Raw genomic sequence first — 13,602 nt, 5'->3', positions numbered from 1 at the left:
ACGTTTTTATGGGCAATAAAGAAGGTTTTAAGAAGGTTTTCTTTGGTCATAGTTATGCCAGAATTGCTATCCGGTATCGACATGGTGTCCATACCGCCTGACCGCCATCTGGATGTCCACATGAAAATTTCCCGTACTCTCGCCTTCCTGTTGTTTTCCGCCGGCTTGCTGGGTAACGCCGCCGCTGCCGCTGTTGCCGCCGCGCCTGCCGGCAGCTATTTCCGCTTTCCCGCCGTGCGCGGCGATACCGTCGTCTTCACGGCCGAAGGCGATTTGTGGAAAAGCAATCTGCGCGGTGGCGCGGCGCAGCGCCTGACCACGCATCCCGGCTATGAAACGAACGCGGCGATTTCGCGCGACGGCCAGTGGATTGCCTTTTCCGCCGCCTACGAAGGGGCGCAGGAAGCGTATGTGATGCCGCTGGCCGGCGGCTTGCCGCGCCGTATTTCGTATGACAATGGCGGCGTGCTGGTGCTGGGCTGGACGGCGCAGGGCGAGGTGCTGGTCAGCACGCAAAATACGGATGGCCCCGCTTCGCGCCGCATCGTCGCCGCCATCGATCCCGTGAAACAGACGCGCCGCGTGTTTCCCGTGGCCGACGCCAACGACGCCGTGCTCGACGACTCTGGCAAGACGCTGTTCTTCACGCGTTTTGGCCTGGCCATGACCAACGACAATGTGCGCAACTACCGGGGCGGCGCGCATGCGACCCTGTGGCGCTATGACCTCGATGGCAAGGGCGAGGCCGTGCGCATGCATGCGGAGCCTGCCGTGTTGACGGGCAACAACAAGCGCCCCATGTGGTGGCAAGGCAGAGTCTATTACATCAGCGACGAGGGCGGCAGCGACAATCTGTGGAGCATGCTGCCGGACGGCTCCGACCGCCGCGCCTTGACGACCCACACGCAGTGGGACGTGCGCAATGCGCAGCTGGGCGACGGCAAGATCGTGTATCAACTGGGTGCGGACCTGCAAGTGCTGGACCTGGCGGCAGGGACGGACTCGTCGCCATTGCCGATCAGCCTCGTGTCCGACTTCGACCAGCAGCGCGCGCGCCAGATCCGCTCGCCACTGGACACCCTCTCCAATGTGCAGGTGTCGGGCAAGGATGAGCGCATCATCCTCACCGCCCGCGGCAAGGTCAGCATCGCCGGCACGGGCAGTTTGCGCCGAGTCGATATCGCCATTCCCGAAGGGGCGCGGGCGCGCGACGCCGTCTTTTCCAGCGACGAGAAATCCGTCTTCGCCATCGTCGACACGAGCGGCGAGAATGAGATCTGGAAGTACGCCGCCGATGGTTCGGGCAAGGGCGAGCAGCTGACGACGCAGGGAGATAATCATCGCTGGAAACTGTATCCATCGCCGGACGGGCGCTGGCTGGCGCACACGGACAAAAAGGGCCGTTTCTGGCTGCTGGACCTGGCGACCAGGGGCAACCAGCTGATCGACGATGCGGGCAAGGCCGGCGTGGACAAGCATGACGAAGTGCAATGGTCGCCCGACAGCCATAACCTGGCCATCGTGCGCGTGGCCAGCAACGAGCAGCGCGAGCAGATCGGCTTGTACAACCTCGCATCGAAGCAGCTGCAATTCGTCACCAGCGACCGTTATACGTCCGGTTCACCCGTGTTTTCGCCCGACGGCAAGTGGTTGTATTTCATGTCGGCGCGCAATTTCCAGCTGGCCAACGGCTCGCCGTGGGGTGATCGCAACATGGGCCCCGTGTTCGACAAGCGCATCGGCGTATATGCGCTGGCGCTGCAGCCGGGCAACCGTTTCCCGTTCCAGCCCGACGACGAGCTGAGCCGTCCGGGAGTGAAACCGGCCGAAACGGATGGTGAAAAGGCGGCCGAACAGGCGGCGGAAAAAGCATTGGAAAAGGCCGGCGGCAAGGGCGCCGTGAAAAAGGCGCCAGCCGCCTTGCCTGCCATCGTCAGCCAGGGCCTGGCCGAGCGCCTGTATGAAGTGCCGCTGGCGGCGGGCAATTACAGCGCGCTGGCCGCTGACGACAAGCGCCTGTATTTCCTGGAACGGGAAAGTGGCGAGAACAAGTCCAGCCTGAAGACCTTGGCGATTGGCAATACCGGCTCCAAGCCGGAACTGCTGGTGGCCAATGTGCGCGAATTCGACCTGGCGCAGGATAAAAAGCATCTGTATTACCGTACTGCGGCCGCCACCGGCCCGGGCGAGATGCTGGTGATCGAGGCGGGCGCCAAGCTGCCGGCGGACCTGTCGAAGGCCAAGGTCAAGGTCGACGACTGGACGTTCGTGTCGAATCCGCGCCTGGAATGGAAGCAGATGTTCAACGATGCGTGGCGTTTGCACCGCGACTTCCTGTACGACGCGAAGATGCGCGGCGTGAACTGGAAGGCGGCGCGCGACAAATATGCGCCGCTGGTCGAGCGGGTCACGGACCGTGCCGAACTCAATGATGTACTCGGCATGATGGTGGCCGAAGTGGGCGCCCTGCATTCGCAGATCCGTCCCGGCGAATTGCGCCGCACGGAGCAGGAAGGCACGCCGGCGGGCCTCGGCGCCGTGCTGGCGCGCACCGGCGAGGGCTACCGGGTCGAACATGTCTACCGCAGCGAAGCGGAATTGCCCTCGGCGCGCGCGCCGCTGTCGCGCCCCGAAGTGGATGTGAAGGCGGGCGACGTGATCACGGCCGTCAACGGCAAGGACGTGCTGGCCGCGCGCGACATCAGCGATTTGCTGCTGAACCAGGCCGACAAGCAGGTGCTGCTGCAGGTCAAACGGAGTAATGGAAAAGGGGGCGCGCCGCGCGCCGTCATCGTCGCGCCCGTGAACATGGCGAAACAGACGGCGCTGCGCTATGGCGACTGGGAACTGAGCCGCGCCGAGCAGGTGGCGGCCGCCTCGCAGGGACGCATCGGCTACCTGCATTTGCGCGCCATGGGCGCCAATGACATCGCCTCGTTCGCGCGCGATTTTTACGCCAACATCAACCGCGAAGGCCTGATCATCGACGTGCGGCGCAATAACGGCGGCAATATCGACAGCTGGATCATTGAAAAGCTGCTGCGCAAGGCCTGGGCCTACTGGGCGCCGCCGGGCGTGCAGCCGTCGTCGAACATGCAGAACACCTTCCGTGGCCATTTGGTGGTGCTGGTCGATGAACTCACGTATTCGGATGGCGAGACTTTCGCCGCCGGCATCAAGGCATTGAAACTGGCGCCGCTGGTGGGCAAGCGCACGGCCGGCGCCGGCGTCTGGCTCAGCGACAATACGCGCCTGGCCGACAACGGCATGGCGCGCGTGGCGGAAAACGGCCAGTTCGGCATCGACGGCCAGTGGCTGATCGAAGGCGTGGGCGTGGTGCCGGACGTCGAGGTGGAAAACCCGCCGCACGCCACCTTCAATGGCGCCGACCGCCAGCTGGAAGTGGCGCTCGACATGCTGGCGAAAAAGCTCAAGGAGCAGCCGCGCCCGGCCTTCCAGGCGCAGCCGATTCCCGCGCTGAAGTAGTCCGGCTACAGGCCGCAGGCGGCCTTGAACTGCTGCGCGCGGCGGCGCGACACCTCGACCACGCTGCCGTCCTGCAGGTGCAGGGCTAGGCCATCGGCGGCATTTGGCGCGAGCCGCGCCACCTGCGCCAGGTTGACGATCTGGCGCCGGTTGGCGCGCAGGAACAGGGCGGGATCGAGCTTTTCTTCCAGCTGGTTCAGGGTGCGCAGCATCAGCAGCCGCTGTGCGCCGAAATGCACGCGCGTGTAGTTGCCTTCCGATTCCAGCAGGCGGATATCGTCAAACGCCACGAACCAGCAGCGTTCCCCGTCCTTGATGAAGACCTTGCGCGGCGCGGGCGGTGGCACGGTTTGCGCCCGCGCGCCGGCACGCGCCAGCGCCGTGGCCAGGCGCGCCGCCTGCACGGGTTTTTGCAGGTAGTCGAGGGCGCTGACCTCGAACGCCTGCAGCGCGTACTGGTCGAAGGCCGTGCAAAAGATGACGTCCGGCGCATCATCGAGCGCGGCAAGCAGGTCGAAGCCGGAGCCGCCCGGCATCTGCACGTCGAGCAGCAGCAGGTCGGGGCGCAGCTTGCCGATCTGCGCGACGGCATCGGCCGCGCTGGCCGCCTCGCCCACGATCTCCACGGCGCCTTGCTGCACATGCGGCGCCAGCAGCCTTCGCAGCTCGGCGCGCGCCAGGCGCTCGTCATCGACCAGCATTACCTTCAGCGGCGATCCGTTCATGCCGGCTCCGGCAAGTCGATGGTGGCATATACCCAACCCGCCTGCTGGCGCAGTTCCAGGCTGGCGCGCTCGCCGCAGGCCAGCTGCAGGCGCTGGCGCGCATTGCGCAGGCCGATGCCGGTGGAGCTGGATGCGCCGCGCAGCTCACCCGTATTGGCCACCTCGATCCGCAGCATGTCCGTGTCGGCGCCGCGCCGCGCCGCGATGCGGATGTCGCCGCCCTCGGCGTTCGCTTCGACGCCGTATTTGACGGCGTTTTCCACCAGCGTTTGCAGGGCCATGGGCGGCACGCGCGCGTGCTCCAGGCCGGGGAGGATGTCGAAGCTGACGCGCAGGCGTTCCTCGAAGCGACTCTGTTCGATGGCCAGGTAGGCACGCACGGCGTCCAGTTCGGCCGCCAGCGGCACCGTGGCGTGCTGGCTGGACTGCAGCGCGTGGCGCATCAGGCCGGCCAGCTGGTCAATCATGTGCGCGGCCGCTTCGCGGTCTTCGAAGATCAGCGCGCGCACGCTATTGAGGCTGTTGAAGAAGAAATGCGGATTGACTTGCGCCTGCAGGGCGCGCAACTGGGCGTCCTTGGCCAGCACTTCCAGGCGCAGCGCCTCGGCCTCGAAGCGGCTGGCGCGGCGCAGCGACAGCGCGGTGAAGTAGAACACCGTCCAGGTCAGGAATACCCCGAACCAGAACAACAGGGCGCCGGGCAGCCAGGCCAGGCCGCGAATGGTGTGCGGCGGATACATGACGTGGAAGGCGCTCGCCACGCTGGCCGTCTGGATGGCGGCCAGCACGATCAGCGACGGCACGATGCGTGTCCAGCGCAGACCGTTGGCCGCCCAGCCGCGCCGCTGCAGGATGCCATGCCACAGATGCGACAGCAGCAGCCCGCCCAGCGAGCCCCAGCCGGCAATCGTCACGACGATGCGCAGCTGCGTGGAGCCGCCATACACGCTGTTGAACAGGGTGAGCGCGCCCCAGCCGGCCAGCTGGAAGGTCCAGTACCAGTTGATCCTGGCCAGCAGCGGCCGGTGCAAGGGCGTGTTCATTGCCTAGTCCAGGAACTGTTCGATGCGCGCATGCATCCAGTCTGGCTGGTCGTACATGATGAAGTGGCGCGCTGTGTCGGCCAGTGCGACTTTTACGCCGGGCAGCTGTGCATACTGCTGCTGGAAGGTAGCCTCGATGGCGGCGCGCGGCGCAAAGTCCTTGTAGGCGATCCAGGTGCCCAGCACCAGGGTCGGCGAGCGCACTTTCGCCACGTCCTGGCGCAGGTCGCTGGCCATCAGGGTGCCCATGGCCTTGATCACCGTCTCGCGGTCCGAGCGCTGGCCCCAGCCGATGATGCGTTCCACGTCGGCCGGCGCGCTGGCCATGCTGGTCACGGCGCGGCGCTGGCTGGCGGCGTAGGTGGCGCCATCCTGCGCGCGCATGGCCGATTGCATCTGCGTCGCCATGGCTTGCAGCTGCGGCGGCGTGATGGAGGGCAGTTGCGTCGCGCCCAGCGCCGGCAGCGAGTCGACGATCACCAGCTTGCCCGTTTGCGCCGGATGGTCGATGGCCATTTTCAGGGCCAGGAAGCCGCCCAGGCTATGCCCGATGATGGCCGGCTGGCCCAGTTTTTGGTTGCCGATGTAGTCGGCCAGTTGCTGCTCCGCCTGCGCCAGCAAGTCGCCTTCGATGGGCGCCGCGCCAGCAAAGCCGGCCAGTGTCAGCACGTGGCATTGGCGTGCGGCTTGCGGGCCGCACAGACGCGCCACCGTGCCTTGCCACACTTCGCCCGACGACGCCAGGCCGGGAATCAGGATCAGCGGCCGGCCTTGTCCGGTGACTTCGACCGTGAAGGCCTTTGGGGTGGCGGCCTGGCTGGCGCCTGCCGCCAGCAGGGCACTAGATAAGATCAAGGTTTGCAGTGTTCGTTTCATGGGGTACTCCTCCTTGACGACCATGCTAGCGGCACAGGCGTGCGGCTGCCAGCGCCGCGGGATGAACGGCGGCAGGGCGGGATGAGCGGTTCATATCCACACATCCTGGTCCTGGCAATGGTCGGGAAGGTAGGTCAGGTACTGCACCATGCGCGGCGCCGGGCCGTGGTTGGGCGTGGCGCAGTGGGGCAGGGCCTGGTGCCAGATGATGAAATCGCCGGCCATGCCGCCGACGGGCACGGGCCGCAAATCGTCGACGGCCCATTCGCGCGGCTGGCGCCCCGGCGGCACTTGCCGCAGCCAGTCGGCCATGTGGTGCTGGAAGCCGGGCACACAGTGAAAGGCGCCGTGCTGCGCGGGACAGTCGCTCAGGTACAGCATGCCTTGCAGCTTGAAGGGAATCGGCTGCTGCAGGCTGACGTCCCAGTGCAGGGCGCTGCCAGGGAAGCTGTGCTGCGGCGTCTGCGGCGGATTGAAGCTGACCTTGTCGATGCTGGCGTAGATGCCGGCGCCAGCGCCGATGCCGGTGTCATATAGCTGCTGACAGGCATGGCGGATGTGCGCGTTGTGGCGGTTTTCCTCGAGGGCCGGATGGTCGGAAAACTGCAGCATCAGGCCCCGCTTGCCCGGGTGCGGCCGGTACCACGACGCGGCATCATCGGGACTGGCATCCAGATAGTCCCAGATGGCTGCTCGGGCTGCCTCGCACTGCGCGCGTGGCACGGCGCCGCGCAGCACCAGATAGCCGTGCTCCTCGAAATGGCGCAGCTCGGCGGCGGACAGCACGTCCTGGTGCGCGCTGGCGGCGTGCGCCGGGCGCACGCGCGTGCGGCCAGCCAGCCACGCCTGGAAGGCTTCCAGCGTAGGGCGTTGCTGGAACAGGAACTGCATGGCGTCTTCCATGGAAATGCCGCACGCGTACAGCGCCTTGATGTCGCGCTGGTCGCGCGCCAGTCCCTGCTTGCCGCTCGCGCCAGCGTGTCCCGTGCAGCGTTGCCATAATTCGTGCAAATGAGGCCAGTCGTCCATGGTGTTTGGGGTATGGTTGAAAAGTCAGCCGCTGCGCAGGCGCCGCCACAGGGTGGTGCGGCTGATGCCGAGATAGTGGGCGGCGGCGTCGCGGCGCCCGCCGAAGCGCGCCAGCACGGCGCTGGCGCTTTCGTCTTCCAGGCGCGGCGCGGCGGTGACAGCGGCGGTAGCCTGCGCCAGCGGCACCGCCGCGCCGGCAGCGCTGGCCAGTTCCGGCGCCACGCCCAGCACGAAGCCGGGTGTCAGCGCCTGCAGCGGTTCGGCGGCCAGGAACAGGGCCAGGCGCTCGGCCAGGTTGCGCAGTTCGCGCACATTGCCGGGCCAGTCGTAGCGGCGCAGCAGCGGCGCGCACGCCTGAATTTCCGCATGCAGATTGGGGTGCGGACGGGCGCCCAGCGCGGCCAGCGCGTTTTTCAGCGACCATTCGGCCAGGCCCGGAATATCGCTGGCGCGTTCGCGCAAAGCGGGCAAATGCAGGCGCAGCACGGCCAGGCGGTAGAACAGGTCGGCGCGGAAGCGGCCTTCGCGGATGCGCTGCTCCAGGTCGCAATGCGTGGCGCTGATGATGCGCACATTGATGGCGATGGGCCGCGTGCCGCCCACGCGCACCACTTCGCGCTCTTCCAGCACGCGCAGCAAGCGCGTTTGCAGGGCCAGCGGCATTTCGCCGATTTCGTCGAGGAACAGGGTGCCGTGGTTGGCCGCTTCGAACAGGCCCGCATGGCCGCCGCGGCGCGCGCCCGTGAAGGCCCCGTCCTCGTGGCCGAACAGTTCCGATTCCAGCAGGGATTCGGCGATGGCGCCGCAATTGATGGCGATGAAGGGCCGGTTCGCGCCCAGGCTGCGCGGGCTTTCACGGTGGATCGCCTGCGCCACCAGTTCCTTGCCGCTGCCCGTCTCGCCCTGGATCAGCACCGTCGCCGGCGAGCGCGCATACAGCACCACCGACTGGCGCAGCGCTTCCATCGCTTCCGATTCGCCGCGCAGGTCGTGCAGGCCGTGGCGCGCGCGCAGGGTATCTGCCACCACCGCGCGGCGTCCCCGCGTCGATTCGATCTGCGTCAGGCGCGCCAGTTCCAGCGCGTCGTCGAAGGCGCGCCGGATGGCCGTGGCCGAATACACGAAGACGGCGGCCAGTCCCGCCTCTTCGGCCAGGTCGGTGACGAGCCCCGCGCCGACGACGGCTTTCACGCCCGCCGCCTTGAGTTCATTGATTTGCGCGCGCGCGTCTTCCTCGGTGGCGTAGGTGCGCTGCGCGATCTGGAAACCGAAGGTGGCGGCAAATTCGGCCAGTTCCGGCATCGGGTCCTGGTAGGTGACGACGCCGATGTGCGGCGAGATGCGCCGCGCGCGCGCCAGCGCCTGCATCACGTCGTAGCCGCTGGCCTTGGCGATGATGACGGGGACCGACAGCCGGCCTTTCAGGTAGGCGCCGTTCGAGCCGGCCGCGATGACGGCGTCGCAGCGCTCGGTGGCCATGCGTTCGCGGATGTGGCGCACGGCGTCGTCGAAACCGAGGTTGATCGGTTCGATCGTCGCCAGGTCGTCGTATTCGAGCGTGATGTCGCGGAACAGGTCGAACAGCCGCGAGACGGAGACGGTCCAGATGACGGGTTTGTCGCGGTGGTCGAGCGGAGGTTGGGGAGGGCGGCGCATGCTTTATTCTAAACGATTTGTTTCATTTTCTTGCCATGCAACGCCGTTGCAACGATCGTGTTGCAAGTGGTCTGTGGCGTTTCAGATATTGCCAATAAGGAATATGAAAAAACCGCCGGAAACTGGTTTATGATCTAGCAGCACCATGATGCTTGGAAGAATATTTACACAGGCGCATGTTTATCTCGTCCCTAACCGTCCCATGGTGTCCATGAACCGCGTCCCCACCAGTCCCGATTTCATTGCCGATGCCTTGCAGCTGATCGCCTTGCCGGCCTGTGCCTGCGATGCCTGCGGCATGGTGGTGGCGGCGAATGGCGCCTTGCAGGCCTTGCTGGGCACGGATATCGCGGGCCGGCTGCTGGCCGATTGCTTTACGGACGCCTACCGCGCGTCGAGCACCAGCATGCTGCGCGGCGCGCTCGGTGCGGCCGGGCGCGAGCGGCAGTGGGACAGCAGCCTGCAAGGGGTATCGGGCGCCATCGCCGTGCAGGTCTGGTCCAGGCCGCTTCTGGTGGACGATGGCTTGCCCGGTGCGACCCTCGTGTTTGCCGACATCCGCGTGCAGCAGCGCGACCAGCAAGCCTTGCGCAAGACCTTGCTGGAACAGCAGGCCATCCTGGAAAGCGCGGCCGTCGGCATCGTCTTTTCCAAGGGCGGCTTCATCGAGGAGTGCAATATCCGCGCCGCCGAGATGCTCGGCTATGCGCGCCACCAGCTGACGGGCATGCCGGGCGCGGTGCTGTACCGCTCCGCCGAGCATTGCCGCGCCCTGGGGCTGGAAGCGGCGCCGCTGCTCTCGAAGGGCAAGCCATACCGCACCGAGCTGGAATTGCGGCGCCAGGATGGCACCCTGTTCTGGAGCCGGCTGCACGGGCGCGCCGTCGATCCCTTGAATACCCATGACGGCACGGTCTGGATCATCGAAGACATCAGCGACCACCGGCGCGATGAAGACCAGCTGCGCCGCGCCATGCTGGAAATGCAGGCCGTGATGGATAACGCGCCGCTGGCCATCGGCTTCCAGCGCGACAAGGGCGTGCTGCGCTACAACCGGCGCTTCGCCGAATGCTTCGGCTTTGACGGCGACAGCGGTGTGGGCATGGCCGTCGCCGACCTGTATCCGTCGCGCGCGGCATATGACAATGTCGTGCGGCAGGCTTCGCCCCTGCTGCGGCGTGGCTTGCCGTTCCAGGGCGAGATGGAGATGCGCCGGCGCGACGGCTCCACGTTCTGGGCGCTGGCGTATGGCTATGTGCTCAATCCCGAGAGCCAGACGGATCGCGGCTTGCGCGACACGATCTGGCTGTTCGACGACCGCAGCGCGCAAAAGGCGGCCGAGGAGGCGACGCGCCAGCTGATGCTGGAGCAGCAGGCCATTCTCGACAATGCCTCCGTCGGCATCCTGTTTTCGCGTTCGCGCCTGATCCTGCGCTGCAATCCCCGCTTTGCCGAAATGTTCGGCTACGCGCAGGAAGAGATGACGGGCCTGCCCGCCGCCGAGCTGTTTCCTTCGCCCGCCGCCTACGAGGCGTTTGGCGTGCAAGCGACGCCGCTGCTGGGGCAGGGCTTGCCGTACGAGCAGGATGAATCGCTGTTCCGCCGCCGCGACGGCAGTCTGTTCTGGTGCCGCATCCGCGCCAAGGCCGTCGACCAGACGCACAGCGAGCAGGGCGCCATCTGGATCCTGGAAGACATCACGGCCAGCCGCCAGGCGCAGATGGAGGTGGCGGCCATCATGACGAATGCCTCGGTGAGCATCCTGTACACCAAGAACCGCCAGATCACGCGCTACAACCTGGGCTTTGCCGCGATGTTCGGCTACAGCGGCGACGAGGCGCTGGGCTTGCCCGGGCGCGCGCTGTACGTGTCGCAGCAATCGTACGAGTTGCTCGGTGCGGCGGCCTTTCCCTTCCTGTCGGTGGCCAAGCCCTTCCAGACGGAAGTCGAGATGATGCGCCGCGACGGCACGACCTTGTGGGCGCAGCTGATCGCCTATGTCGTCAATCCCGACGACCCCGCCGCCGGCACCATCTGGATCATCGAAGACCGCACGGAAGCCAAGCGCGCCGAAGAATCCCTGCGCAACGCGCTGCTGGAAAACCAGGCCATCCTCGACAGCGCTGTACTGGGCATCTCGGTGATAGAGGGCGGCTACAATTTGCGCGCCAACAGCAAGATGGAAGAGCTGTTCGGCTATGGCCCCGGCGAGATCAACGGCCTGTCGGTGCAAGCCCTGTATCCGGACGTGGCCGCGTGGAAGGTGGCGCGCGGCGAGACGGCGCGCGATTTCGATGCGGGGCGCGTGCATATGTCGGAATACCAGCTGGTGCGCAAGGATGGCAGCCGCTTCTGGGCGCGCCTGTCCGGCCGGCCGTTTGACCTGGCGCATGCGCATGGCCGTTCCGTGTGGCTGGTCGACGACGTCACGGCGCGCCGCGAGGCGGCCGAGGCGGTGCGCCGCGCGCGCGACGAACTGGAATTGCGCGTGCAGGAACGCACGGCCGAACTGGCCGGCGCCAACCTGCTGCTGCAGGGTGAGATCGCCGAGCGGCGCCAGGCCGAGGCGCGCGTGCATCACATGGCTTACCACGACAACCTGACGGGCTTGCCGAACCGCGCGCTGCTGTCGGATCGGCTGGAGCGGGCCATGCTGGCCGCGCAGCGCTCCGGGCGCAAGCTGGCCGTGATGTTCATCGACCTCGATCGCTTTAAAACCATCAACGATTCGCTGGGCCACATGACGGGCGATTTGCTGCTCAAGGAAGTGGCCGCCCGGCTGTGCGGCGCCGTGCGCGCCAGCGACACGGTGGCGCGCCTGGGCGGCGATGAATTCGTCGTGCTGGTGCCTGGCATCCGCGGCAGCGACGAGGCGGCGCGTGTGGCCGAGAAGGTCATCGAGGCGCTGACGCCCGCCTTTCCGCTCGACGGCCACGTGCTGCACGTGACGCCGTCGATCGGCATCTGCCTGTATCCGGACGATGGCGGCGACGTCGACGCGCTGATGCGCCATGCGGATGCGGCCATGTACCACGCCAAGGGCAATGGCCGCAACAACTACCAGTTCTTCACGCAGACGATGAACCAGGCGGCGGCCCTGCACTTTGATCTGGAAAGCAGCTTGCGCACGGCACTGGCGCTGCAGCAGTTCGAACTGTTTTACCAGCCGATCATCGATATCGCCACGCGCCGGCTGCACGGCATGGAAGTGCTGCTGCGCTGGCGCCGTCCCGGCCACGGCCTGGTGCTGCCGGACCGCTTCATTCCCATCATGGAGGAAAACGGCTTGATCGTGCCGGTGGGCGAGTGGGTGATGCGCCAGGCCTGCGAGCAAAGCATGGCCTGGCAGCGCCAGGGCTTGCAGCCGGTGCCGCTGGCGGTGAATCTGTCGCCGCGCCAGTTCATGCACAAGGGGCTGGTGGCGGCCATCGGCGCCGTGGTGCGGGAAACGGGCATCGATCCGGCGCTGCTGGAATTCGAGATCACCGAGACGGCGCTGATGCAGCACGGCGAGCATACGCTGGAGATTTTGCGCCAGATCAATGGCATGGGCTTGCGCCTGTCGATCGACGACTTCGGCACCGGCTATTCCAGCCTGGCCTATCTAAAGCGCTTCCCCGTGAAGAAGGTCAAGATCGACCGCGCCTTCATCAAGGACCTCGAACATAGCGCGGAAGACCGCGCCATCGTGGCGGCCATCATCGCGCTGGCCGACAGCCTGCAATTGTCGGCCGTGGCCGAGGGCGTGGAGACGGAAGAACAGTTCGCCCTGCTGCAGGCGAACGGCTGCCGCTATGCGCAGGGTTATCTGTTTTCCGCGCCAGTGCCCGCCGTGAACGCGCAGGCCTTGCTGGAGCGAATAGCTATTAGTTAATCAATCGTCGCCACGACAGGCGCATGGTCGGACGGCTGTTCCCACTTGCGGGGCACGCGGTCGATGACGCAAGCCGTGCAGCGGCCGGCGAGGGCAGGCGAGAGCAGGATATGGTCGATGCGCAGGCCCTTGTTCAGGCGGAAGCCCAGCTGGCGGTAATCCCACCAGCTGAACGATTTGTCGGCCTGCTCGAACAGGCGGAAGGCGTCCGTCAGGCCGATGTCGAACAGGCGCTGCAGGGCGGCGCGTTCCTTGTCCGACACCAGCACCTGGCCGGCCCAAGCGACGGGGTCGTGCACGTCGCGGTCGTCGGGCGCGATATTGTAGTCGCCGACGACGGCCAGTTGCGGGTGCTGCCGCGCTTCTTCGGCCAGCCAGTCGTGCAGGGCGGCCAGCCAGCCCAGCTTGTATTCGTATTTGTCCGAATCGACGCTCTGGCCGTTCGGCACATAGGCGCAGACGACGCGCACGCCGCCGATGGTGGCGGCCAGGATGCGCTGCTGCGCATCTTCATAGCGCGGGTTGTTCTTGACCACGTCGGTGATCGGCAGCTTCGACAGGATGGCCACACCGTTGTACGTTTTCTGGCCGCTGAAGACTACCTGGTAGCCGGCCGCCTCGATCTCGGCGACGGGGAACTTGTCATCCGTCAGTTTGGTCTCTTGCAGGCACAGTATGTCGACCGGGTTGTCTGTCAGCCACTGCAGCACTTGCGGCAGGCGCACTTTGAGCGAGTTGACGTTCCAGGTGGCGAGTTTCATGGGAAAAATCCTTGCTTGAATAGGTGGCGATAGGCGCGAATCTTACCGCATGCGTGTCGATGGCGTCCTGCGCCTCTTGCCGGGTAGGGGCTTTATTGACTGACCGGGAAAAAGAGGAGGGATAAAATATTTATACTTAACCAATCGTGGCG

Annotated in this window: 8 protein-coding genes; 2 read left to right on the top strand and 6 right to left on the bottom strand. The window is 66.1% G+C overall.

Annotated elements, in window-relative coordinates:
• Positions 1-120: 120 nt before the first annotated feature.
• Positions 121-3,486: a S41 family peptidase gene (locus ACPJXG_RS21055; RefSeq protein WP_425252235.1), complete on the top strand. Its 3,366-nt coding sequence runs from the start codon at positions 121-123 to the stop codon at positions 3,484-3,486.
• Between the two features lie 5 nt (positions 3,487-3,491).
• Here the strand turns inward: ACPJXG_RS21055 and ACPJXG_RS21050 are convergent, their stop codons facing one another.
• From ACPJXG_RS21050 to prpR, 5 genes are all read right to left on the bottom strand, one after another.
• Complete coding sequence (locus ACPJXG_RS21050) at positions 3,492-4,211, bottom strand: LytR/AlgR family response regulator transcription factor (RefSeq protein ID WP_425252234.1); 720 nt, start codon at positions 4,209-4,211, stop codon at positions 3,492-3,494.
• Entirely contained in the window at positions 4,208-5,254 is a 1,047-nt protein-coding gene (locus ACPJXG_RS21045; protein ID WP_425252233.1) for a sensor histidine kinase, read from the bottom strand. Before ACPJXG_RS21045 ends, ACPJXG_RS21050 begins: the two co-directional genes overlap by 4 nt.
• Positions 5,255-5,257: 3 nt before the next feature.
• The gene (locus ACPJXG_RS21040) at positions 5,258-6,130 is read right to left on the bottom strand and encodes an alpha/beta fold hydrolase (protein ID WP_425252232.1); all 873 of its coding nucleotides are present in this window, start codon (positions 6,128-6,130) and stop codon (positions 5,258-5,260) included.
• Positions 6,131-6,220: 90 nt separating this feature from the next.
• Positions 6,221-7,159, bottom strand: a complete 939-nt coding sequence (locus ACPJXG_RS21035; RefSeq protein WP_425252231.1) for a phytanoyl-CoA dioxygenase family protein — start codon at positions 7,157-7,159, stop codon at positions 6,221-6,223.
• A 24-nt stretch (positions 7,160-7,183) separates the two neighbouring features.
• Positions 7,184-8,815 carry a propionate catabolism operon regulatory protein PrpR gene (gene prpR / locus ACPJXG_RS21030; RefSeq protein WP_425252230.1) on the bottom strand — a complete coding sequence of 544 codons (1,632 nt, stop codon included), beginning with the start codon at positions 8,813-8,815 and terminating at the stop codon, positions 7,184-7,186.
• A 211-nt stretch (positions 8,816-9,026) separates the two neighbouring features.
• Between prpR and ACPJXG_RS21025 the strand changes: the two genes are divergently transcribed.
• Entirely contained in the window at positions 9,027-12,689 is a 3,663-nt protein-coding gene (locus ACPJXG_RS21025; protein ID WP_425252229.1) for a sensor domain-containing protein, read from the top strand.
• On the opposite strand, the gene xth is transcribed toward ACPJXG_RS21025, so the two are convergent.
• Positions 12,686-13,450, bottom strand: a complete 765-nt coding sequence (gene xth, locus ACPJXG_RS21020) for an exodeoxyribonuclease III (protein ID WP_425252228.1) — start codon at positions 13,448-13,450, stop codon at positions 12,686-12,688. The genes ACPJXG_RS21025 and xth overlap by 4 nt on opposite strands.
• Positions 13,451-13,602 lie beyond the last annotated feature (152 nt).

Source organism: Janthinobacterium sp. NFX145 (genome assembly GCF_049810325.1).
Taxonomy (GTDB): Bacteria; Pseudomonadota; Gammaproteobacteria; order Burkholderiales; family Burkholderiaceae_D; genus Janthinobacterium; species Janthinobacterium rivuli.
This window is presented reverse-complemented; position numbering and strand designations above follow the sequence as displayed.